Annotated in this window: 21 protein-coding genes and 1 riboswitch; of the genes, 12 read left to right on the forward strand and 9 right to left on the reverse strand. The window is 70.9% G+C overall.

Annotated features, from left to right (window positions below; genetic code table 11):
- The 3 genes from IE177_RS24655 to IE177_RS24665 form a co-directional block, all read left to right on the forward strand.
- Positions 1–986: cytochrome c oxidase subunit I (locus tag IE177_RS24655; RefSeq protein ID WP_190017603.1), on the forward strand; the 986-nt coding region annotated here is incomplete at its 5' end.
- Positions 983–1,381, forward strand: coding sequence for a cytochrome c oxidase subunit 4 (locus IE177_RS24660; RefSeq protein WP_190017604.1), 399 nt, complete (start codon positions 983–985; stop codon positions 1,379–1,381). The genes IE177_RS24655 and IE177_RS24660, both read left to right, overlap by 4 nt.
- A gap of 147 nt (positions 1,382–1,528) precedes the next feature.
- Positions 1,529–2,791, forward strand: a complete 1,263-nt coding sequence (locus IE177_RS24665; protein WP_190017605.1) for a L,D-transpeptidase — start codon at positions 1,529–1,531, stop codon at positions 2,789–2,791.
- Positions 2,792–2,889: 98 nt separating this feature from the next.
- Here the strand turns inward: IE177_RS24665 and IE177_RS24670 are convergent, their stop codons facing one another.
- Positions 2,890–3,291 (reverse strand): response regulator, encoded by a 402-nt coding sequence (locus IE177_RS24670; RefSeq protein WP_190017606.1) that lies wholly within the window; start codon positions 3,289–3,291, stop codon positions 2,890–2,892.
- 154 nt (positions 3,292–3,445) lie between these two features.
- Between IE177_RS24670 and ctaE the strand changes: the two genes are divergently transcribed.
- The 8 genes from ctaE to IE177_RS24710 all read left to right on the forward strand — a co-directional run bounded on the left by ctaE (position 3,446) and on the right by IE177_RS24710 (position 11,283).
- Positions 3,446–4,066 (forward strand): aa3-type cytochrome oxidase subunit III, encoded by a 621-nt coding sequence (gene ctaE, locus IE177_RS24675; protein ID WP_190017607.1) that lies wholly within the window; start codon positions 3,446–3,448, stop codon positions 4,064–4,066.
- 62 nt (positions 4,067–4,128) lie between these two features.
- The gene (gene qcrC / locus IE177_RS24680) at positions 4,129–4,941 is read left to right on the forward strand and encodes a cytochrome bc1 complex diheme cytochrome c subunit (protein WP_190017608.1); all 813 of its coding nucleotides are present in this window, start codon (positions 4,129–4,131) and stop codon (positions 4,939–4,941) included.
- Entirely contained in the window at positions 4,938–5,996 is a 1,059-nt protein-coding gene (qcrA, locus tag IE177_RS24685; protein WP_190017609.1) for a cytochrome bc1 complex Rieske iron-sulfur subunit, read from the forward strand. The genes qcrC and qcrA overlap by 4 nt, the downstream gene beginning before the upstream one ends.
- Positions 5,993–7,651 carry a cytochrome bc1 complex cytochrome b subunit gene (gene qcrB / locus IE177_RS24690; protein ID WP_190017610.1) on the forward strand — a complete coding sequence of 553 codons (1,659 nt, stop codon included), beginning with the start codon at positions 5,993–5,995 and terminating at the stop codon, positions 7,649–7,651. The genes qcrA and qcrB overlap by 4 nt, the downstream gene beginning before the upstream one ends.
- 135 nt (positions 7,652–7,786) lie before the next feature.
- Complete coding sequence (trpD, locus tag IE177_RS24695) at positions 7,787–8,851, forward strand: anthranilate phosphoribosyltransferase (RefSeq protein ID WP_190017611.1); 1,065 nt, start codon at positions 7,787–7,789, stop codon at positions 8,849–8,851.
- A gap of 155 nt (positions 8,852–9,006) precedes the next feature.
- Positions 9,007–9,363 carry a PRC-barrel domain-containing protein gene (locus IE177_RS24700; RefSeq protein WP_190017612.1) on the forward strand — a complete coding sequence of 119 codons (357 nt, stop codon included), beginning with the start codon at positions 9,007–9,009 and terminating at the stop codon, positions 9,361–9,363.
- 27 nt (positions 9,364–9,390) lie between these two features.
- Positions 9,391–9,564 carry a hypothetical protein gene (locus IE177_RS24705; RefSeq protein WP_190017613.1) on the forward strand — a complete coding sequence of 58 codons (174 nt, stop codon included), beginning with the start codon at positions 9,391–9,393 and terminating at the stop codon, positions 9,562–9,564.
- A gap of 77 nt (positions 9,565–9,641) precedes the next feature.
- A riboswitch (SAM riboswitch) is annotated at positions 9,642–9,758 on the forward strand.
- Between the two features lie 163 nt (positions 9,759–9,921).
- Complete coding sequence (locus IE177_RS24710; RefSeq protein ID WP_190017614.1) at positions 9,922–11,283, forward strand: aminotransferase class V-fold PLP-dependent enzyme; 1,362 nt, start codon at positions 9,922–9,924, stop codon at positions 11,281–11,283.
- Between the two features lie 13 nt (positions 11,284–11,296).
- Here IE177_RS24710 and IE177_RS24715 read toward each other — a convergent pair whose 3' ends face one another.
- From IE177_RS24715 to IE177_RS24725, 3 genes are read right to left on the reverse strand one after another with little or no spacing between them, the layout of a single operon-like run.
- Positions 11,297–11,578, reverse strand: coding sequence for an Lrp/AsnC family transcriptional regulator (locus IE177_RS24715; protein WP_190017615.1), 282 nt, complete (start codon positions 11,576–11,578; stop codon positions 11,297–11,299).
- A 35-nt stretch (positions 11,579–11,613) separates the two neighbouring features.
- Positions 11,614–12,900, reverse strand: a complete 1,287-nt coding sequence (locus IE177_RS24720; RefSeq protein WP_190017616.1) for a phthiocerol/phthiodiolone dimycocerosyl transferase family protein — start codon at positions 12,898–12,900, stop codon at positions 11,614–11,616.
- Positions 12,897–13,598, reverse strand: a complete 702-nt coding sequence (locus tag IE177_RS24725) for a TetR/AcrR family transcriptional regulator (protein WP_190017617.1) — start codon at positions 13,596–13,598, stop codon at positions 12,897–12,899. Before IE177_RS24725 ends, IE177_RS24720 begins: the two co-directional genes overlap by 4 nt.
- Positions 13,599–13,715: 117 nt before the next feature.
- On the opposite strand from IE177_RS24725, the gene IE177_RS24730 reads away from it, so the two are divergent.
- On the forward strand, positions 13,716–14,903 hold the full coding sequence (locus tag IE177_RS24730) for a cytochrome P450 family protein (protein ID WP_229816256.1): 1,188 nt from the start codon (positions 13,716–13,718) through the stop codon (positions 14,901–14,903).
- A 79-nt stretch (positions 14,904–14,982) separates the two neighbouring features.
- Here the strand turns inward: IE177_RS24730 and IE177_RS24735 are convergent, their stop codons facing one another.
- The 5 genes from IE177_RS24735 to IE177_RS24755 form a co-directional block, all read right to left on the reverse strand.
- A complete protein-coding gene (locus IE177_RS24735; RefSeq protein ID WP_190017618.1) occupies positions 14,983–16,341 on the reverse strand; it encodes a cytochrome P450 in 1,359 nt (452 codons plus the stop codon).
- Between the two features lie 75 nt (positions 16,342–16,416).
- Positions 16,417–17,775: a cytochrome P450 gene (locus tag IE177_RS24740; RefSeq protein ID WP_190017619.1), complete on the reverse strand. Its 1,359-nt coding sequence runs from the start codon at positions 17,773–17,775 to the stop codon at positions 16,417–16,419.
- 11 nt (positions 17,776–17,786) lie between these two features.
- Positions 17,787–18,704, reverse strand: a complete 918-nt coding sequence (locus IE177_RS24745) for a terpene synthase family protein (RefSeq protein WP_190017620.1) — start codon at positions 18,702–18,704, stop codon at positions 17,787–17,789.
- Positions 18,701–19,654 carry a polyprenyl synthetase family protein gene (locus tag IE177_RS24750; RefSeq protein WP_229816257.1) on the reverse strand — a complete coding sequence of 318 codons (954 nt, stop codon included), beginning with the start codon at positions 19,652–19,654 and terminating at the stop codon, positions 18,701–18,703. The genes IE177_RS24745 and IE177_RS24750 overlap by 4 nt, the downstream gene beginning before the upstream one ends.
- 273 nt (positions 19,655–19,927) lie before the next feature.
- Positions 19,928–20,902 carry a cytochrome P450 gene (locus tag IE177_RS24755; RefSeq protein ID WP_190017622.1) on the reverse strand — a complete coding sequence of 325 codons (975 nt, stop codon included), beginning with the start codon at positions 20,900–20,902 and terminating at the stop codon, positions 19,928–19,930.
- Between the last annotated feature and the right edge of the window lie 202 nt (positions 20,903–21,104).

Here is a 21,104-nt window from a genome sequence, read left to right on the forward strand (position 1 = left end):
ACGCGACCAACGGCGGCGCACTGCTGTGGCAACACCTCTTCTGGTTCTTCGGCCATCCAGAGGTGTACATCATCGCCCTGCCGTTCTTCGGCATCATCAGCGAAGTGATCCCGGTGTTCTCCCGCAAGCCGATGTTCGGCTACATGGGCCTGATCGCCGCGACCATCGCCATCGCCGGCCTGTCCGTGACCGTGTGGGCCCACCACATGTACGTCACCGGCGGCGTGCTGCTGCCGTTCTTCTCCTTCATGACCTTCCTGATCGCGGTCCCGACCGGTGTGAAGTTCTTCAACTGGATCGGCACCATGTGGAAGGGCTCGCTGTCCTTCGAGACCCCGATGCTCTGGGCCACCGGCTTTCTGATCACCTTCACGTTCGGTGGTCTGACCGGTGTCATCCTCGCGTCGCCGCCGATGGACTTCCACGTCTCCGACTCGTACTTCGTGGTGGCGCACTTCCACTACGTCGTCTTCGGCACGGTCGTCTTCGCGATGTTCTCCGGCTTCCACTTCTGGTGGCCGAAGATGACGGGCAAGATGCTCGACGAGCGCCTGGGCAAGATCACCTTCTGGACGCTGTTCATCGGCTTCCACGGCACCTTCCTCGTCCAGCACTGGCTGGGCGCCGAGGGCATGCCGCGCCGGTACGCCGACTACCTGGCGGCCGACGGTTTCACCGCCCTGAACACCGTCTCGACGATCAGCTCGTTCCTGCTCGGCCTGTCGATCCTGCCGTTCCTCTACAACGTCTGGAAGACGGCCAAGTACGGCAAGCCGGTCGGCGTGGACGACCCGTGGGGCTACGGCCGCTCGCTCGAGTGGGCGACCTCCTGCCCGCCGCCCCGCCACAACTTCCTCACCCTGCCGCGGATCCGCAGCGAATCCCCCGCGTTCGACCTGCACCACCCCGAGATCGCCGCGCTCGAGCAGCTCGAGCACGCCGGTCACGGCACCGCCATCGCGGGCAGCAAGGAGGCCGGCAAGTGAAGATCCAGGGCCGGATGTTCATCTGGCTGAGCTTCTTCCTCCTGATCATGGCCGTCGTGTACGGCGTGTGGTCGAAGGAGCCGGCCGGTACCACGGCGCTCTTCCTGGCCTTCGGCCTGGCCATCATGATCGGCTTCTACCTGGGCTTCACCGCCCGGCGGGTCGACGCGGGTGCCCAGGACGACAAGGAGGCCGACGTCGCGGACGGCGCGGGCGAGCTGGGCTTCTTCAGCCCGCACAGCTGGCAGCCGCTCATGCTGGGCTTCGGCGGTGCCATCGCCTTCCTCAGCATCGCGGTCGGCTGGTGGCTGATCTACTTCTCCGCGCCGTTCATCCTGATCGGCCTGTTCGGCTGGGTGTTCGAGTACTACCACGGTGAGAACCGCACCCAGTAGGACGTGCGCGGCAGGACGCCACGAGAGCACACCGGGAGCCCGGACCCTCCGTCAGGAGGGTCCGGGCTCCCGCCTTTGCCGCGGTGCCCGTCACCCGAACGAGTCATGTAGCGCGCCAGTCATGTCTTCATCTCATAGCTTGATCACATGAAACACACTCCGCGGACCCGCACCGTCGTCGGCTGCGCGTTGCTGGTGATCGCCCTCGGCGCGGGCGTCACCTCCTGCGGTTCGGGCGACAACCCGCTGTCGGCCAAGCCGTACGACGCGGCGGACCAGATCTCCTTCAACGGCCCCACCGACGCGGGGAAGCGGGCCGATCCGGACAAGCCCCTGGAGATCACCGCCGAGAGCGGTGGCAGGATCACCGACGTCACCGCCCAGGACTCCACAGGGCGCTTCGTGACGGGCGAACTCGCGGCCGACGGCAGCCGCTGGCACAGCACCTCCCCGCTGGCCGCCAACGCCCACTACACGGTCCGGGTCAGCACCGAGGACGACGACGGTGCGCCGGGCCGCAAGGTCCTCGCCTTCGACACCAGCAAGCCCACCGGCAAACAGCGCCTGAAGGTGACGTTCGGGCCGCAGGCGGGCGAGTACGGCGTCGGGCAGCCCATCACCGCCCAACTCGACCGCGCGGTCAAGGACAAGGCGCAGCGGGCCGTCGTGGAGCGCGCCCTGCGGGTGGACTCCGTGCCGGCCGTGCAGGGTTCCTGGTACTGGGTCGGCGACAAGGAGCTGCACTACCGGCCCAAGGACTTCTGGCCCGCCCACGCCACCGTCCAGGTGCACAGCAACCTGGACGGCGTGCGGATCGGCGACCGGCTGTGGGGCGGCCCGTCCAAGGCGCTGAAGATCACGATCGGTGACCGGGTCGAGGCCGTCACGGACGCCTCGTCGCACCAGCTGACGTTCTACAAGAACGGCCGGCAGGTCGAGCAGATCCCCGTCACCACCGGCAAACCCGGCTTCGAGACCCGCAACGGCGTCAAGGTGGTCCTGGAGAAGCAGTACTTCGTACGGATGCGCGGCACCACCGTCGGCATCGCCGAGGGCAGCTCGGACTCGTACGACCTCCCGGTCTACTACGCCACCCGCGTGACCTGGTCCGGCGAGTACGTCCACGCCGCCCCGTGGTCGGTCGGCTCCCAGGGCTCGGCGAACGTCAGCCACGGCTGCACGGGGATGAGCACGTCCAACGCGGAGTGGTTCTTCGACAACATCCGTCCGGGCGACGTCGTCAAGGTGGTCAATTCCCAGGGCGACCCGATGGAGCCCTTCGGCAACGGCTTCGGCGACTGGAACCTCGACTGGAACTCCTGGCGCATGGGCAGCGCCCTGACGGCCGGCGCGCCCGACACGGCGCCGTCGTCCCCGGACGCACCCCGGCTGCGGCCGGCGGCGCTGTGAGCGGGGGCGCGGGACAGCCCCCGGCCGCCCCGCGCCCCCGAACCCGCTGGCCCGGGACCCCGGGCACCGCGACGCCGGCAGAATCCAGAAGACGCTCCCTAGACGCCCAGCAGCCGCTTCCGGCGGAGCAGGTCGGCCAGGGCGGAGGCGCACTCCACCGGGTCCACCGGCAGCGTCACGGCCGCGTCCGCGCGGCTCCAGGTGGCCAGCCAGGCGTCCTGCGGCCGGCCCATCAGCAGCAGTACCGGCGGGCAGTCGAAGACCTCGTCCTTGATCTGACGGCACATCCCCATGCCCCCCATGGGCACGGCCTCGCCGTCGAGCACGCACACGTCGATGCCGCCCCGGTCCAGCTCGCGCAGCACCGCCTCGGGGGTCGCGCACTCCAGGAACTCGACCTGGGGCACGTCCGGAGCGGGCCGACGCCCTGCGGCCAGCCGTACCTGCTCGCGGGTGTTGGAGTCGTCGCTGTAGACCAGCACGGTGGCGGTCGGCTGCATTGTTCCTCCGGGACGTCGGCGTCGTACGGACAGGACGGACGGGGCCGTTTGGGCGGATGTTACTCCCATGAACACCACGTCAGCACCGGTTCGGCAGGCAGCAACACTCCGAACGGCACCCCCCGGAGTGAGGGCGGGATAAGCGACCGACATAATGTCGGTCGTGGCGACAGCAACGACAGTAGAAACCGGGCACGCGCACCCGTCGGTCAACCGGCCGAACCTCACCAGCGTCGGAACCATCATCTGGCTGAGTTCCGAGCTGATGTTCTTCGCGGCCCTCTTCGCGATGTACTTCACCCTCCGGTCGGTGACCGGACCGGCTCACTGGAAGGAACAGGCGGAGGCACTCAACGTGCCCTTCTCCGCCACGAACACCACGATCCTGGTGCTCTCCTCCCTCACCTGCCAGCTCGGCGTGTTCGCGGCCGAGCGCGGCGACGTGAAGAAGCTCCGTGGCTGGTTCATCCTCACCTTCATCATGGGTGCGATCTTCATCGGCGGTCAGATCTACGAGTACACGGAGCTGGTGAAGAAGGACGGCATCTCGCTGTCCTCGGACCCGTACGGCTCGGTGTTCTACCTGACCACCGGCTTCCACGGCCTGCACGTGACGGGCGGTCTCATCGCCTTCCTGCTGGTCCTCGGCCGCACCTACATGGCCAAGAGGTTCACGCACGAGCAGGCGACCGCGGCCATTGTCGTGTCCTACTACTGGCACTTCGTCGATGTGGTCTGGATCGGCCTTTTCGCCACGATCTACCTGATCAAGTAGCCGGGACCGCTCCCGCACATCCAGAAGCATCGACGCAGAAGATCCTGACACCGGGGTAATCCGTGAAAAAGCTCTCCGCACGACGACGCCATCCGCTGGCGGCGGTCGTCGTCCTACTCCTCGCGCTGGCGGCCACTGGGGGGCTGTACGCCGCGTTCGCGCCCGCGGGCAAGGCGCAGGCCGATGAATCCTCCCAGTCCCTGACCATCAAGGAGGGCAAGAAGCTCTACGAGGTCGGCTGCGCCAGCTGCCACGGCACCGGTGGCCAGGGCTCCTCCGACGGCCCGAGCCTGGTCGGCGTCGGCGCCGCGGCGGTCGACTTCCAGGTGGGCACCGGCCGTATGCCGGCCTCCTCCTCCCAGATGGCCCAGATCCCGCGCAAGAAGGTCGTCTACACGCAGGCCCAGATCGACCAGCTCGCCGCGTACGTCGCGTCGCTGGGCGCGGGCCCGAGCGTGCCGACCGAGCAGCAGTACGGTCCGGCCGGCGCGGACATCGCCAAGGGTGGCGAGCTGTTCCGCACCAACTGCGCGCAGTGCCACAACTTCACCGGCAAGGGCGGTGCCCTCACCGAGGGCAAGTACGCGCCGAGCCTCGAGGGTGTCGACCCGAAGCACATCTACGAGGCCATGCAGACCGGCCCGCAGAACATGCCGTCCTTCCCCGACACCACCATGTCGGAGAAGAACAAGAAGGACATCATCGCGTACCTGAACGCGGTCGACGGCAGCCAGACGGAGAACCCCGGCGGTATGGAGCTGGGCGGCCTCGGGCCGGTCAGCGAGGGCCTGTTCGCCTGGATCTTCGGCCTCGGCGCGCTGATCGCGGTCGCCGTCTGGGTCGCCGCTCGGACCGCAAAGGCCAAGAAGTCATGAGTAGCCAAGACATTCCAGAAGAGAACCTGCCCGCAGCGCAGGAGCACGCGCACGGCGCCGTGAGCGTCGCGGACGAGGTCAACCCGTTCGCTGACCCGGGACTGCCGCCGCACGAGCACCGGATCCAGGACATCGACGAGCGGGCCGCCAAGCGGTCCGAGCGCGCTGTCGCCCTGCTGTTCACGGTGTCGATGCTGGCCACGATCGGCTTCATCGTCTCGTACGTGACGGTCCCGCACGACAAGTCGATCTTCGTCTTCCCGATCGGTCACATCAGCGCGCTCAACTTCGCGCTGGGCATGACCCTCGGCACGGCGCTGTTCTGCATCGGCGCGGGCGCGGTCCACTGGGCCCGCACCCTGATGTCCGACGTGGAGGTCGCCGACGAGCGCCACGCGATCGCGGCTCCCGAGGACGTCCGCGCGAAGGTCCACGCGGACTTCCGCCAGGGCGCCAAGGAGTCGGCGATCGGCCGCCGCAAGCTGATCCGCAACACGATGCTGGGCGCGCTCACCCTGGTGCCGCTCTCCGGCGTCATGCTGCTGCGCGACCTGGGCCCGCTGCCCGGCACCTCGCTGCGCCACACGCTGTGGGCCAAGGGCAAGCGCCTGGTCAACATGAACACGAACCAGCCGCTGCGTCCCGAGGACGTCGCCGTCGGCTCGCTCACCTTCGCCAAGCCGGACGGTCTGGAGGAGGCCCAGGAGGACTTCCAGAACGAGATCGCCAAGGCCGCCCTGATGATCGTCCGGCTGCAGCCGGGCAACATCAAGGACAAGCGCGAGCTCGACTGGTCGCACGAGGGCATCGTCGCCTTCTCCAAGATCTGCACCCACGTCGGCTGCCCGATCTCCCTGTACGAGCAGCAGACGCACCACGTGCTGTGCCCGTGCCACCAGTCCACCTTCGACCTCTCCGACGGCGCCCGAGTGATCTTCGGCCCCGCCGGCCACGCCCTGCCGCAGCTGCGCATCGGCGTGGACAGTGAGGGTTACCTCCAGGCGCTCGGCGACTTCGAGGAGCCCGTCGGTCCTGCATTCTGGGAGCGCGGATGAGTACTGCACCCAACGACAAGTCCGCATCCGCCGCCGGCGCGGCGGGCCGTCGCGGAAAGGCACCGGCCGGCGAGCGCGTCGCCGACTGGGCCGACGGCCGGCTCGGGATCTACTCCCTGGCCAAGGCCAACATGCGCAAGATCTTCCCCGACCACTGGTCGTTCATGTTGGGCGAAGTGTGCATGTACAGCTTCATCATCATCATCCTGACGGGTGTCTATCTGACGCTGTTCTTCCACCCGTCGATGAACGAGGTGGAGTACCACGGCAGCTACGTCCCGCTCCAGGGACAGCTGATGTCCGAGGCGTTCAGCTCGACCCTGCACATCTCCTTCGACGTGCGCGGTGGTCTGCTCATCCGGCAGATCCACCACTGGGCCGCGCTGATCTTCCTCGCCGGCATGTTCGTGCACATGATGCGCGTGTTCTTCACCGGCGCGTTCCGCAAGCCGCGTGAGATCAACTGGCTGTTCGGCTTCCTGCTGTTCGTCCTCGGCATGTTCACCGGTTTCACCGGTTACTCGCTCCCCGACGACCTGCTCTCCGGCACCGGTGTCCGCTTCACCGAGGGCGCGATCCTGTCCATGCCGATCGTCGGCACGTACATCTCGTTCTTCCTCTTCGGCGGCGAGTTCCCCGGCCACGACTTCGTGGCGCGGTTCTACTCGATCCACATCCTGCTGCTGCCGGGCATCATGCTCGGCCTGATGGTGGCGCACCTGATCCTGGTCTTCTACCACAAGCACACGCAGTTCGCGGGTCCCGGGAAGTCCGAGAAGAACGTCGTCGGCATGCCGCTGCTGCCGGTGTACATGGCCAAGGCCGGAGGCTTCTTCTTCCTGGTCTTCGGCGTCATCGCGGCCATCGCGGCCGTCGCGCAGATCAACCCGATCTGGGCCATGGGCCCCTACCGTCCGGACCAGGTGTCCACCGGCGCCCAGCCCGACTGGTACATGGGCTTCGCCGAGGGTCTGATCCGCTTCTTCCCGGGCTGGGAGATCAACTTCTGGGGTCACACGCTCGTCCTGGGCGTGTTCATCCCGCTGGTCCTCTTCGGTGTGGTCCTGGGCGCGATGGCGCTCTACCCGTTCATCGAGTCGTGGATCACCGGCGACAAGCGCGAGCACCACATCCTGGACCGTCCGCGCAACGCTCCGACGCGCACCGCCCTGGGTGTCGCCTGGGTCACGATGTACATGATCACGCTGGTCGGTGGTGGCAACGACCTGTGGGCCACGCACTTCAGCCTGTCGATCAACGCCGTCACCTGGTTCGTCCGGATCGGCTTCTTCGCCGGACCGGTCATCGCGTTCATCGTCACCAAGCGGATCTGCCTCGGTCTGCAGCGCCGCGACCGCGAGAAGGTGCTGCACGGCCGTGAGACCGGCATCATCAAGCGCCTGCCGCACGGTGAGTTCATCGAGGTGCACGAGCCGCTCAGCCAGGAGCAGCTGCACACGCTCACCGCGCACGAGCAGTACAAGCCGGCCGAGATCGGCCCGACGGTCGACGAGAACGGTGTCGAGCGCAAGGTGAAGGCCACGGAGAAGCTGCGCGCCAAGCTCTCCGACGCCTACTACGGCGAGGACAACCAGATCCCGAAGCCGACCGTCGAGGAGTACAAGGAGATCACGAGCGGCCACGGCCACCACTGATCCCCACGTCGCCACGCCACACGAAGGGCCCCGTCCGGCTTGCGGACGGGGCCCTTCGCCATGCCGCGGCCTGGATAGGGTGGACCTGTTCGAGATGTGTGTCCCGCACCGCGGGACCCGACCCAGGAGCGGCTCATGAGCGCTGTGACCCCCGCTGGAGGCGACACCGCGGCGGGCCGTTCCTGGCCCGCCCTGCTGAACGGTCTGCTGGACGGCCGGAACCTGTCCGCCGACGACACCGCGTGGGCCATGGACCGGATCATGCGCGGCGAGGCGACCGACGCGCAGATCGCCGGCTTCGCGGTGGCGCTGCGGGCCAAGGGCCAGACGGTCGAGGAGATCACCGGCCTGGTCCGCACGATGTACGAGCACGCGAACGTGATCGAGGTGCCCGGCCGCACCGTCGACATCGTCGGCACCGGCGGCGACGGGGCCCGGACGGTGAACATCTCCACGATGTCCGCGCTCGTCGTCGCCGGTACCGGCGCCAAGGTCGTCAAGCACGGCAACCGGGCCGCTTCCTCGGCCTCCGGCTCCTCCGACGTCCTGGAACGGCTGGGTGTCAACCTCGACCTGACGCCCCGGCGGGTGGCCGAGGTGGCGGACGAGGCCGGCATCACGTTCTGCTTCGCCGTGAAGTTCCACCCGGCGCTGCGCCACGTGGGCGCCGCGCGCGGCCAGCTGGGCATCCGGACGGTGTTCAACCTGCTGGGTCCGCTGACCAACCCGGCGAACGTACGGGCCCAGGCGATCGGCGTGGCCGTCGCGCGGGAGGCGCCGATCGTCGCGGGCGTGCTCGCCGAACGCGGCAACTCCTCGCTGGTCTTCCGCGGCGACGACGGCCTCGACGAGCTGACGACGACGGCCACCTCCCGGGTCTGGGTCGTCCGGGACGGCAAGGTCTCCGAGGAGACCTTCGACCCCCGGGACGTCGGGCTCGGCCTGGTCCCGGTCGAGGCCCTGCGCGGCGGCGACCCGGCCCACAACGCGGAGGTCGCCCGCCGTCTGCTGGACGGTGACCGGGGGCCCGTACGGGACGCCGTGCTGCTGAACTCCGCGGCGGCGCTGGCCGCCCTGGACCCGACGGACGCCCCGCTCGCCGACCAGCTGCGCACCGGCATGGAGAAGGCCGCCGAGTCGATCGACTCGGGCGCCGCCAGGGGAGCCCTCGACCGCTGGGTGGCCGCCAGCAACGCGTGAGGCCGGGGGCCGGCGCCAGGGCCCACGGGTGAACGCCGCCCCCGCCGCCCCCGTCGGCGCGGGGGCGGCGGGAGTACAGTGAAGGATGTGGCGGCTCTCCCGCGGCCGCGTCACCTCCGCGTGCGGCGCCGGGAAGGGCCCGCGAGGAGCGAGGCATGATCCACGCAGCCGACATCCGTGAGTGGCGCAACCGCGACGTGATCGATCCCAGGGGCCGCAGGATCGGGGCCCTGGAGGCGGTCTACGTGGACACCGCGACCGACACCCCTGCCATGGCGACGGTCCGCACCGGGCTGCCGACCCGGCAGCGGCTGGTCTTCGTCCCCCTCGACGAGGCGACCCTCGGACCCGGCTGGGTCCGGGTGGCCCACCCCCGCGGGCAGGTGAGGAAGGCGCCGTCCATCGGCATGGACGACGTCCTGCCGGCCGAGCGGGAACACGAGATCTTCGAGCACTACGACAGGCCCTACGCGGCGGGCGCGGACCGTGGACGCCGTCTCGCGCGCCGCTGACGGGCCGGGCCCGAGAGCGGGGCACCCATGGCACTCTTCCTGTTCCTGATCATCGTGGCGATCGTCCTGGGGCTCATCGGCGCGACGGTGGAGGGGCTGTTCTGGCTCCTGGTCATCGGCGCGGTGGTGCTCCTGGCGGACCTGGTGCTGTTCGGCGTGCGCTGGTCCCGGCGCTCGCACCGGCACCACCTCATGCGGTGACCGGAGCGCCGGGGAGGTGTCCCGGGATCCGGACACGGGTTGCGGACCGGTGATCGGCTCGCGTAGGTTCCTGTTCAGGTCATGAGTGACAGTCATGAGGCCCCGGCCGACTGTCCGGCAACCCTCCGTCCGTGGCGGGGTGCCCCGGGTGAGGACCAGGTCGCGGACAACAGGGTCCGCGGCAAGCGCGGACCCCTCGGACACCAGGGGTCCTGGTCGTCGAGGAGCCTTCCGTGAGCAAGCGAATGCGTTAGGGCCGCAGAGCCCCGCCTCCGCACACCCCTTTCACCCCGCCCGCGCTCGAGCACCCTTCTGCTCGCGCCGGTGAATTCCGCCTGCTTCCACGGGAGTTCCGCCATGTCCGTCCTCACCGCTGCCCCCGCCCAGACCGTTTGTGCCCCGCTGCCCGTTCTGGGCGGGGACGTCACCGTTCCGCTCGTGACGGGCGGCGAAGTCGCCTACGCCGCGCTGGACTACGCCGCCAGCGCCCCCGCCCTCCAGCGCGTCTGGGACGACGTCGCCGCCTACGCGCCGTACTACGGCAGCGTCCACCGCGGCGCCGGCTACCTCTCCCAGCTCTCGACCGACCTGTTCGAGAACGCCCGCAAGGCGGTCGCCGCGTTCCTCGGCTGCCGGGACGGCGACCAGGTGGTCTTCACCCGGTCGACCACCGACTCCCTGAACCTGCTGGCCCGCGCCCTCCCGGCCGACTGCCAGGTCTTCGTCTTCGAGACCGAGCACCACGCCTCCCTGCTGCCCTGGCAGGACGGGAAGGTCACCTACCTCGACGCCCCGCGCAGCCCCCGGCAGGCCGTCGAGACCCTGGAGCGGGCACTCGCCGACCGCGACCCGCACGGCCCGGCACTGGTCTGCGTCACCGGCGCCTCCAACGTGACCGGCGAGCTGTGGCCGGTGCGCGAGCTGGCCGCCGCCGCCCACACCCACGGCGCCCGCATCGTCCTCGACGCGGCCCAGCTCGCCCCGCACCACCCGGTCGACGTCCGCGACCTGGACGTCGACTGGGTCGCCTTCTCCGGGCACAAGCTGTACGCACCCTTCGGCTGCGGTGTGCTGGCCGGCCGCGCCGACTGGCTGCGGGAGGCCGGGCCGTACCTCTTGGGCGGCGGCGCCAGCCGCAGGGTCACCCGGCGGGCGGACGGGGGAGTGGACGTGGAGTGGCACGAGAGCGCGGCCCGCCACGAGGCCGGTTCCCCGAACGTGATCGGCGCCTACGCCATCGCCTCGGCGTGCAAGGCCCTGACGGAGGCCGGCTGGGACGACCTGGTCGCCCGTGAGCGGCACCTGGTCCGCACGGTCCGCGAGGGCCTGGCCGGCGTGCCCGAGGTGCGGATCCTCTCCCTCTTCGGGGACGACGCCCCGCGGGTCGGCGTCATCTCCTTCGTCGTCGAGGGCTGGAACAGCTCCCACTTCGCCGCCGCCCTCTCCGCCGAGTACGGGATCGGCGTCCGCGACGGCCTCTTCTGCGCCCACCCCCTGGTCCGCACCCTGCTGGGCGGCGACCCGCAGACCCAGGGCGAGTGCGGCGCCCCCGAGGCCGCCGCGGGGGAGAAGTCCCTCAACGCGATCCGGGTGAGCTTCGGCGCGGGCACCCCGGACGAGCACGTGCGGCGGTTCGTCGACGCCGTGCGGGAACTGGTCCGGGACGGCGCCAAGTGGCGGTACCGGACCGAGGGCGGGCGCTGCGTCCCCGCGGTGTGAGCGCCCTACGGCCTCAGGAGTCCAGCCCGATCGCGAACGCGGCCTCCAGGTCGTGCTGGGAGTACGTGCGGAAGGCGACGTGCGTGTCCGTCGCCTCCACGCCCGGGATCTTGCTGATCCGGCCCGGGATGACGTCCGCCAGGTCCTCGTGCTGCCGCACCCGGACCATGGCGATCAGGTCGTACGTGCCGGTGACGGAGAAGACCTCGCTGACCGACTCCAGCGCCGCGATCGACTCCGCGATCTCGGGGATGCGGTCCACGCTGGTCTTGATCAGGACGATCGCTGTGATCACGGCTGGCTCTCTCCCTCGGGGCCTCAAGGTGCCCTTCACTCTATGGCCAGATCCGTCAGGGAGGCACGCAAGGTCTCGCGCAGCGGTCCCATCTGCTCCGGGCCGTAGGTCCAGCTGTCGTACTCGTTCTGCACGAGCAGCCGGCCGCCGAAGCTGGCGACGCCGATCTTGGGCGGCATGCCCGGCGCGTTGGCCGTACCGCCGAAGCGGAGCAGTTCCATCCCCTCGGGGACGGGGTGCGCCGGGATCCGGCCCACGTTGGAGATGCCGTAGCTGACCACCGGCACGGGCACCGCGACGCCCCGGGCGCCCGCCCGGAGCGCGGCGAGCAGGAAGCGCTCGGGATCGCGCCGGGCCAGGGCGCCGGCCACCTGGCCGGAGACCTCGCGGCCGACGGCCTCCGGACGGTCGTCGTGCCCGACGGCCAGCGTGGTCTGCAGCCCGGTGATGCAGTTGAGCACGGTGCTCAGGGGCAGGTGCGGGGTCAGCCGGGTGCGCAGGTCGACGCCGTGCCCGCAGGTCATCGTCAGCGGGCCGTGCTCCGGTGCCAGCCGGGCGCGTACGGCGGTCAGCACCAGGCCGGTGACGAGGCTGTTGACGGTCACCCCGCGGGCCCGGGCGGCGGCCACCACGGCGTCGGTGATCCGCGGGGGGAACTCCAGCCGGTCGCAGACGAAGCGGCGCGCCGCGTCCGGGCGGCCGGGGCGTCCCACGGCGTCGGTGGGCAGGGTCGCGGGCTTGGCGTCGGCCGCCCCGCCCTGGGCGATGGCGTCCACCAGGGCGTCGAGCTCGGCGTCGGGGAAGGCGCCGGCCAGCCGCGTGTCGATCGCCTCGGGCAGCTCCTCGCGCCGTTCGGGGGCGGGGTCCGCGCCGGCGGCCAGGGCGGTGTAGTACCGCCAGAACTCGTCGAGCAGCGCGAAGGCCGAGCGGCCGTCGGCCACCCCGTGGTGGATGCCGAGCACCACCTGGCTGCGCTCGCCGTCCCGCAGCAGCCAGGCGTGCAGCAGGCTCTCGGTCCAGTCGGGCCGTGAGTTGATCAGCTCGGCGTAGGTCTCCTCGATGCCGTCGAGGACGGTGAGCGGCGGCCGCACCCGGTCGCGCACCCGGAGCAGCGGGCCGGCCTCACCGGACGTCACCTCCGAACGCAGGATCGGGTGGTGCTCGGTGAGCAGGCCGAGCGCCCGCCTCATCAGGGCGGGGTCCGGACGGCCGCGCACCAGGGACTCGACGAACTCGGGCATGTCGTACAGCGGGAGGCCCGCGGGACCCAGGTCCAGGAAGTAGACGCTCTCGAAGGGGGATACGGGGCGCTGACGCGTCATGGTGTGGAGGTCTCCGATGTCGGTGGAGGGGACGGCTCCGGCCCCGCGGGCGTGCGCGGGGCGGTGCCGAGACGGTGCAGGGCGGCGTCGAACTCATCGGGCCCGAGCGGGGGACCGGGCAGCGGGCGGGCGGCGGCGGGACGCAGCCCGTCCAGCATCAGGGCGAGATGGCGGCGCCAGGAGCGGGGCGCGGCCGGCACGGCCCGGCCCAGCGCGGCCAGCAGGAACAGCAGGTCCTCGACGGTGAGGTCGGCCCGGATGGTTTGCTGCTCCTGGCCGCGCCGCAGGAGGGCCGCCAGCGTGCGGTGGTTCTCCTCGCGCAGGGCGTCGAGCGTGGGCACGCCCTGGATGCTGGTCGTCATCAGGTCACCCGCGCCGCGGTCGGCGGCCAGCAGGGCGAACACGCGGTCGAGGTAGGCGGTCAGGCCGCTCCAGGCGTCCTCCTCGTCCCGGGTCCGCCGCGCCATGGCCAGGATCGGGGTGAGCGCGTCGCGGAAGACGGTCTCGATCAGTTCGGTGCGCCCGGCGAAGTGACGGTAGAGCGTGGCGTTGCCGACCCCGGCCCGGCGGGCGATGTCGTCGAGCGGGGCGTCCACCCCGCGTTCGGCGTAGATCTCCCGGGCGGCGGCGATCAGCAGCTCGCGATTGCGGCGCGCGTCGCTGCGCACGGGGGCTCTGCGGTGCTCGCTGCCGGCCATGGGCGGCACCCTAACACCAACCGTGGACTGGTCCCCGTTTCCGCTGCTAGGGTCGCGAACAACCGGGGGGTACTCCCCGCTTGCCTTCTTCCGGCCCGTCCCAAGCGAGGAACACACGTGTCCCTGAACGGCTTCGAGGATCTGTCAGCGCTCGGCCAGGCATTCGTCGACGACCCCTACCCCGTGTACGAGCGGATGCGCGCCGAGGGCCCGCTGCACCGGGTGCGGACCGCGGCGTCGGGGGAGTTCTGGCTCGTCGTGGGCCACGAGGAGGCGCGCGCGGCGCTGGCCGACGCCCGGCTGTCCAACGACATCCGGCACTCCGCCGGATGGCAGGACGACGGGGGCAACTCCATCGGCCTGAACATGGTGCAGACCGACCCCCCGCAGCACACGCGGCTGCGCAGGCTGGTGGCGAAGGACTTCACGCCCGGGCGCATCGAGGCGCTGCGCCCGGAGGTCCAGCGGATCGCGGACGAACTCGTGGACGCCATGCTGCCGCTGGGCCGCGCGGACCTGGTCGAGGCGTTCGCGCTGCCCCTGCCCCTGGCCGTCATCTGCGAACTGCTCGGCGTGCCGGCGACCGACCGCAAGACCTTCCACGACTGGTACCTGGAGAGCACGGACTTCACCCGGCCCGAGGCCGCCGGCGCCGCGGCCCTGGCGATGACCGGCTACCTCGCCGAACTCGTCGCCGCCAAGCGGGAGGAGCCCGGTGCGGACCTGCTGAGCGCGCTGGCCGGGCACATGGGCGAGGAGGAGCGGCTCTCCTCCGAGGAGATGCTGGGCATGGCCTTCCTGCTGCTGGTGGCCGGCTACGAGACGGCGGCCAACCTGCTGTCCAGCGGCACGCTCGCCCTGCTGCGCCACCCGGACCAGCTGGCCGCCCTGCGCGCCGACTGGTCGCTGCTGGAGAACGCCGTGGAGGAGATGCTCCGGTACGACGGGCCGGTCGAGACCACGGCGTTCCGCTACGCCAAGGAGCCCGTGGAGCTGGGCGGCACGGTGATCGGCGCGGGTGACTCCGTGGCCGTCGTGCTGGCCGCCGCCTCCCGCGATCCCCGGCGGTTCGACCGGGCAGACGGCTTCGACATCCGCCGGGACGCCCGCGGCCACATGGCCTTCGGCTACGGCATCCACCACTGCCTCGGCGCACCGCTGGCCCGCATGCAGGCCGCGGTCGCCTTCCGCACGCTGCTGGAGCGGTGCCCCGGCCTCGCCCTGGACACCGAGCCCGACACCCTCACGTGGCGCCCCAGCCTGATGCTGCGGGGCCTGCACCAGCTGCCGGTCACCTTCGGCTGACCCGTCCCGTCGCCGCGGAGGTCCTGCGGACCCGGGTGACCACCGCACAGGCCAGGGCACCCGGGTCCGGCCTGTGCGGTCAGCGCGGTTCGGGAACCATGGGCAGTGGCCCGGTGGTCAGGCTCATCCCGGCCCGGGGCGAGACGGTGGTGCCCGGCACCGGCCGCAGCCGCCAGCGGGAGGCGATGGTGGCCAGCGCCAGCGTCGCCTCCGTCATCCCGAAGACGTCGCCGATGCACTTGCGGCTTCCCGCGCCGAACGGCAGGTACGAACCCCGGGCGACGTCCTTGGCCCGTTCCGGCAGCCACCGGTCCGGGTCGAAGACCTCCGGGCGCGGGAACAGCGACGGGATGCGGTGGATGACGTAGGGGCTGATCAGCAGGTCCGAACCGGCCGCCAGCCGGTGCCCGGCCAGCTCGGTGGGTTCGGTGGTCGTCCTGGTGTACATCCAGGCCGGCGGGTACAGCCGCAGGGTCTCGGTGAAGATCCGCTGGGTCTGGACGAGCCCCGGTACGTCGGCGTGACCGGGGATCCGGCCGCCCAGCACCTCGTCGACCTCGGCGTGCAGCCGCGCCTCGGCCTCGGGGTTGGCCGCCAGCAGGTGCCAGGCCCAGGTCAGGGCGCTCGCCGTGGTCTCCACACCGGCCAGCAGCAGGGTCATGACCTGGTCGTGGACCTCCCGGTCGGTCATCGCGCCGCCGTCCTCCTCGTCCCGTGCGGCCAGCAGCGCGGACAGCAGGTCGCCGCGGTCCCCGCCGGAGCGCCGGTAGTCCCCGACGATCGTGTCGATGAGGGCGTGCAGCCTGGCGAGCGCCGCGTCGAACTCCCGGTTGGCGGCCAGGGGCAGCTTCGCCAGCAGACCGGTGGGGTCCATCGCGCGACGGAACGCGCCGCGCACCATGACGGGCAGGCTGCGCTGGATCTCCGCGACGGAGTGGGGCGCCATCTCGGTCGAGAACAGCGCGCGGGCGGTCACCCGCGCGGTCAGGGCCTGCATCGCGTCCCCGACGTCGACCGGCCGGCCCGCCCGCCAGCTCTCCGCGTGCGCCGCGCACTCCTCGCGCATCACCTCGGCGTACGTCGCGATGCGCGCCGCGTGGAAGGCCGGCTGGACCATGCGCCGCTGCCGGCGGTGGTCGGCCCAGTCGGACGTGATCAGCCCGTTGCCCAGGATGGGCCGGGCCTTGTCCTTCACCGGCCCCCCGGTGTCGTACACCCGCGCGTTCAGCAGCACCTGCTGCACCAGCTCCGGATGACAGGGCAGATAGGTCGGCCTGGTGCCGAGCCGCAGCTCGACCAGGTCGCCCGCGGCCGGCAGTGCGGCGAGGAACTCCAGCGGGCGGCGGGCCAGCCGCGGCGCGTGGCCCACCAGCGGCAGCCGGCCCGGCGCCCTGGCGATCCGCCAGCTGCGCGTGGCCACGTCGGACGGTGTCTTCATGCCGGATGTGTCCTTCGGTGACGGTACGGACGGGGAAGGGGGAAGGGGGGCGCGGAACGCGGGAGGAGGAGCGGGTCAGCGCCGTTCCAGCACCATGGGCAGCGGGCCCGCCTCCAGGGTGGCCCTGGGCTCCGGCCGCAGCCGGGACCCGGGCGCGGGGCGCAGTCGCCAGCGGGCGGCGACGGTCGCCACGATGAGCGCGGTCTCGGTGAGCGCGAGGACGTCGCCGATGCACTTGTGGCTCCCCGCGCCGAACGGCAGCAGCGCCCCGCGCGGCACCTGTCCGGCCCGGTCCTCCTCCCAGCGGCCGGGGTCGAAGGACTCGGGGTCGGGGAAGAGTTCGGGATTGTGGTGCAGGGCGTACGCGCTGTACAGGATCATCGTCCCGGAGGGAACCGGCCGGCCGGCGAGTTCGGTGTCCTGCGCCGTGACCCGCATCGCCATCCAGGACGGCGGGTACAGGCGCAGCGCCTCGGTGATGACGTTGCGGGTGTACGGCAGGGCGGGCAGGTCGCCGTGGACGGGGGTGCGTCCCGCCAGCGCCGTGTCCACCTCGGCGTGCACACGCTTCTCCACCTCGGGCAGCGTGCCCATGAGGTGGAAGACGAAGGCCAGGGTGGAGGCGGTGGTCTCGCTGCCGGCCACCAGGAAGGTGACGACCTGGTCCAGGACCTGTCCGTCGTCCAGCTTCTCCCCGGTCTCGGGGTGTTCCGCCCGCAGCAGGGTGGAGAGCAGGTCGCCGTGGTCCGTGTCCGACCGCCGCCGCTCGGCGATCATGCCGGCCACGATCTGGCGCAGCCGCGCGTTGGCGTGGTCGTAGGCGCGGTTCCCCGGGGTGGGCAGCTTCTCCATGATGCCCAGCGGGGCGACGGTGCGCTTGTAGATGCCGTGCGACACCGTCCGCAGGCACTGCCGGGCCTCCTCGACGGTGGCGTCGTCGAGCCCGGTGGAGAAGAGGGTGCGCGCGGCGACCCGCATGAGCAGGGCGTGCATGGCGTCGCTGACGTCGAGGGTCCGGCCGGCCCGCCAGGCGTCGGTCACGGTGCGGGTGTCCGCGGCCACCGCCGTCGTGTAGGCGGCGATCCGCGTCGTGTGGAAGGCGGGCTGGATCAGGCGGCGCTGGAAGCGGTGCTCCTCGCCGCGGGACACCGACAGGCTGTTGCCGAGCAGTTGCCGTGCCTTGTCGAAGACGCCTCCCTTGTCGAAGACGCGCGGGTTGAGCAGCACGTGCCGGACCAGCTCGGGGTGGGCGGCGAGGTAGGCCCGGCCGGGACCGAGCCGGACCTCGACCAGGTCGCCGTACGCGGGCAGCGAGGCCAGGAACTCCAGGGGGCGGCGCCACAGCGCGGGCACGTGTCCCAGGAGCGGCACGGCGCCGGGGGCGGTGCCGGTCCGCCAGTGCCGCTCCGGCTCGGCTGACTTGGAGGTGCGCATTCCGGCGGCCCCTACTGGATACGCGAGTTGACGTCGTTCACGGGGGCCTGGTAGCGCCGGTCCCGTGTGGTCCACACGAAGTTGCCCTGGATCAGGTCGAGCAGGACGTCCCGGGTGACGTCGTCGAACGCCCTGATGCACTCCAGGTCCTCGGCCATGTCGTCGAGGCGGGCCTGGAAGAAGCGCCGGAAGTCCGCCTCGTCGGTCATGTCGCACAGCCGGAAGCAGTTGGTGATCTGGCCGAGGGCCTGCTCGCGGTCGTAGGAGTAGAAGTCGTTGACGATGGCCAGCCCGCGGGTCGTCATCCGGGCGGCGAGGCCGGTCCTGGAGTGTTCGGTCAGCTCGCGGTGGCGGTAGATCGGGTAGGACATGCGCATCCAGAAGTCCACGCCGACGTCGGTGACGCGGAAGCGGAAGTACTGTTCGGGCGAGGTGCTGCAGAGCACCTTCTTGAGCAGCGAGTCGCGGAACATGTGGTCGCTGGTGACGAAGGCGCGGGCGCCCTCGTACGCGAACTCCGCGTCCTCGGGGGAGTAGTACCGCTCGCACACCGCGCGCAGCTGGGGCAGGAAGAGGCCGAAGTCGTGCAGGGCGGCGTCCATGTCGTCCCAGACGAAGGTCACGCAGTTGAGCACGCAGACCGCCTTGAACGCCTCCATGTCCTTGATGTGGCGGGCGCTCTGCGACCAGCGCACCACGTCCATGTAGGAGATCCAGCGCTTGTCGGAGACGGTCTTGCCGAGGGGGGCCACCGCCCGGTTGCAGGCGTCGATGACCTCCCGCAGCTCGGCGTCCGTCATGGGCACCTTCCGCGCCTCGTACCCGACGTGCCGCTCGAACAGGGCGGCGAAGCGGTCCGTGCACTCCTGCCAGTAGCGGGCGGCCGAGGCGGGGGCCGTGACGGTGGGCGAGGTCAGGTCCGCGGTCATGAGTTCCTCCTGGTGGCCGTGACGGCGAGCTGCTTGAGGGCGGTGACGGCATCGGCGGTGAAGGGGGCGGTCTCCAGGGCCCGGAGGGCCTGCCGGAGGCGTTCGTCGATCATGCGTTCGACGGCGTCCCGGGCGCCGGTGGACGCGAACAGCGCCCGGACCTCCTCGGCGCCGGCCTCGTCCAGCTGCGGATCGCCGATCAGCGCGCGCAGCCGGGCGCCCTGCGCCGCGTCGCCGGCGCGCAGGGCGAGCGCGACCAGGGTCGTGTTCTTGCCGGCCCGCAGATCGTCCAGACGCGACTTGCCGGTGTCGCGGACGTCGCCGTAGACCCCCAGCAGGTCGTCACGGAGCTGGAAGGCCTCGCCCAGGGGCAGGGCGAACGCCGAGCAGGCGGCCAGGGCCTCGGCGCCGGCTCCCGCGAGGGCGGCACCGATGTGCAGCGGGCGCTCGACGGTGTACTTGGCCGTCTTGTAGCGGTTGACGGTGAGCGTGGCGTCGACGTCGTCGGTGAGCTCGCCGGTCGCCCTGAGGTCCAGGTACTGCCCGAACATCACCTCCGTGCGCATCTCGCCGACGAGCGGCAGGACCGCCGCCGACTGGACGGCGGTGAGGTTTGCCGTGTGCAGGAGCTGGTCCGACCAGGCGAAGGCGAGGTCGCCCAGCAGGACCGCGGCGCCCATTCCGAACCGCTCGGCACGGTCGTCGCCCCGTTCTCCGGCGAGCACGCGGTGGACGGTGGGTCGGCCGCGCCGGGTGTCGCTGTCGTCCATGATGTCGTCGTGAATGAGGGCGAAGGCGTGGAACATCTCCAGTGAGGCGGCCACGCGTACCACGGCCGCCAGGTCGGATGATTCCCCGCCGGCCGCCTGCCAGCCCATCACGGTGAGCACCGGGCGGATTCGCTTGCCGCCCATCATGAACTCTTCGAGCAATGTGACGAGCCTGGCCATGTGTGGATTCCCGGAGTTCTCGCTCCGGCTTTCCAGGAAATCGACCAGGACGGTGTCCACGGCATTCTTCGTGACGCGTGGATCGAGTATGCCGGGAGATATGGTCTGCGTACTCATATTCCTGTGCTTCATCCCCGCTCATAGGAACAGTGGAGCCGGCTCCGCGTCTGCGGCGGACATGTGCGCACATGGTTGGGCACGCGCGCAGGAATTGCCGGACACTGTGGAAATCCGCCGGGCGGCACTGCCCGGCGGCTGGAGGCCGGACCGACGTCAGGAGAGGAGATCGACGCGGAGTTCGCTGAGCCCGCGGATATTGACCTGCGGACGCCACACGACGTCCTCGCGGACGAGTCTGATGTCGCGGTGGCGGCGCAGCAGCTCGGTGAGGACGAGGCGCGCCTCGGTCTTCGCCAGCAGGGCGCCGATGCAGTAGTGGGGGCCGCCCCCGAAGGACAGCGGCCGGACGTCCGGGCGCCGCAGGTCGAGGCGGTCGGGGTCGGCGAAGCGCAGCGGGTCGCGGTTGGCGGCGCCGAGCAGGATCATCACCTTGGAGCCGGCCGGGATCGTGGCGCCCTCGAGTTCGATGTCGGCGGTGGTGATGCGGGCCACCAGCTGGATGGGCGCGTCGTACCGGAGCAGCTCCTCGACGCCGTTGTCGATGAGGCCCGGGTCCTCGCGCAGGGCGCGCAGCTGGCCGGGGTGGCGCAGCAGGGCGAGCATGCCGTTGCCGATGAGGTTGACGGTCGTCTCGTGGCCGCCCATGAAGAACATCATGACGTTGGCGACGATCTCCTCGTCGGAGAGCCTCTCGCCGTCGAACCGGGCCAGCAGCAGGCGGGAGATGATGTCGTCCCGGGGATCCGCGCGCCGTTTCTCCAGATGTCCGGCGATGTAGGCGCCGAACTCCTCCGCCGCGTCGTTCATGGCGCGGCGGGCGTCCTCGTCGGTGGCCGGGTCGATGACGTGGCCGAGCGCGTCGGTCCACTTCCGGCACAGGTCGCGGTCCTCCACGGGGAGGCCGCCCAGGCCGCAGAAGACGGTCACCGGAACCAGGGCCGCGAGCTGCCCGATGAGGTCGACGTCCCGGCCGCCGCCCATGTCCGTCATGATCCGGTGGACGATGCCGGCGATCCGGGGGGCCGTCTCGCGGATGGCCCTGGCGGTGAACACGGGGTTGGCCAGGCCGCGCAGCCGGCGGTGCGCGTCGCCGTCCCGCATCAGCATCCAGCTGCGGGTGGCGCGCACGATCGGACTGTCCTGTCCGCCCCGTTGTGCGGCCCATTTGGGGTCTTGTGGATATTCACTGGTTAATTCGGGATTCCGGATGAGTGCGGCCACCGCGTCGTATCCCGACACCACCCAGTGGCCGTACGGCGTCCGGTGGACCGGTTTCGCGTCCCGGAGGCGTTTGTAGAGCGGGTACGGATCGGTGCGCAATCGTGGGTCA

It is taken from the genome of Streptomyces lucensis JCM 4490 (assembly GCF_014650035.1).
Lineage (GTDB): Bacteria > Actinomycetota > Actinomycetes > Streptomycetales > Streptomycetaceae > Streptomyces > Streptomyces lucensis.

What these genes read in the sequence shown, in the direction of transcription:
- IE177_RS24665 (WP_190017605.1), top strand. Translation starts at nt 1,529, where the DNA reads ATGAAACACACTCCGCGGACCCGCACCGTCGTCGGCTGCGCGTTGCTG.
- IE177_RS24670 (WP_190017606.1), bottom strand. Translation starts at nt 3,291, where the DNA reads ATGCAGCCGACCGCCACCGTGCTGGTCTACAGCGACGACTCCAACACC.
- ctaE (WP_190017607.1), top strand. Translation starts at nt 3,446, where the DNA reads ATGTCGGTCGTGGCGACAGCAACGACAGTAGAAACCGGGCACGCGCAC.
- qcrA (WP_190017609.1), top strand. Translation starts at nt 4,938, where the DNA reads ATGAGTAGCCAAGACATTCCAGAAGAGAACCTGCCCGCAGCGCAGGAG.
- qcrB (WP_190017610.1), top strand. Translation starts at nt 5,993, where the DNA reads ATGAGTACTGCACCCAACGACAAGTCCGCATCCGCCGCCGGCGCGGCG.
- trpD (WP_190017611.1), top strand. Translation starts at nt 7,787, where the DNA reads ATGAGCGCTGTGACCCCCGCTGGAGGCGACACCGCGGCGGGCCGTTCC.
- IE177_RS24700 (WP_190017612.1), top strand. Translation starts at nt 9,007, where the DNA reads ATGATCCACGCAGCCGACATCCGTGAGTGGCGCAACCGCGACGTGATC.
- IE177_RS24705 (WP_190017613.1), top strand. Translation starts at nt 9,391, where the DNA reads ATGGCACTCTTCCTGTTCCTGATCATCGTGGCGATCGTCCTGGGGCTC.
- IE177_RS24710 (WP_190017614.1), top strand. Translation starts at nt 9,922, where the DNA reads ATGTCCGTCCTCACCGCTGCCCCCGCCCAGACCGTTTGTGCCCCGCTG.
- IE177_RS24720 (WP_190017616.1), bottom strand. Translation starts at nt 12,900, where the DNA reads ATGACGCGTCAGCGCCCCGTATCCCCCTTCGAGAGCGTCTACTTCCTG.
- IE177_RS24725 (WP_190017617.1), bottom strand. Translation starts at nt 13,598, where the DNA reads ATGGCCGGCAGCGAGCACCGCAGAGCCCCCGTGCGCAGCGACGCGCGC.
- IE177_RS24735 (WP_190017618.1), bottom strand. Translation starts at nt 16,341, where the DNA reads ATGAAGACACCGTCCGACGTGGCCACGCGCAGCTGGCGGATCGCCAGG.
- IE177_RS24740 (WP_190017619.1), bottom strand. Translation starts at nt 17,775, where the DNA reads ATGCGCACCTCCAAGTCAGCCGAGCCGGAGCGGCACTGGCGGACCGGC.
- IE177_RS24745 (WP_190017620.1), bottom strand. Translation starts at nt 18,704, where the DNA reads ATGACCGCGGACCTGACCTCGCCCACCGTCACGGCCCCCGCCTCGGCC.
- IE177_RS24750 (WP_229816257.1), bottom strand. Translation starts at nt 19,654, where the DNA reads ATGGCCAGGCTCGTCACATTGCTCGAAGAGTTCATGATGGGCGGCAAG.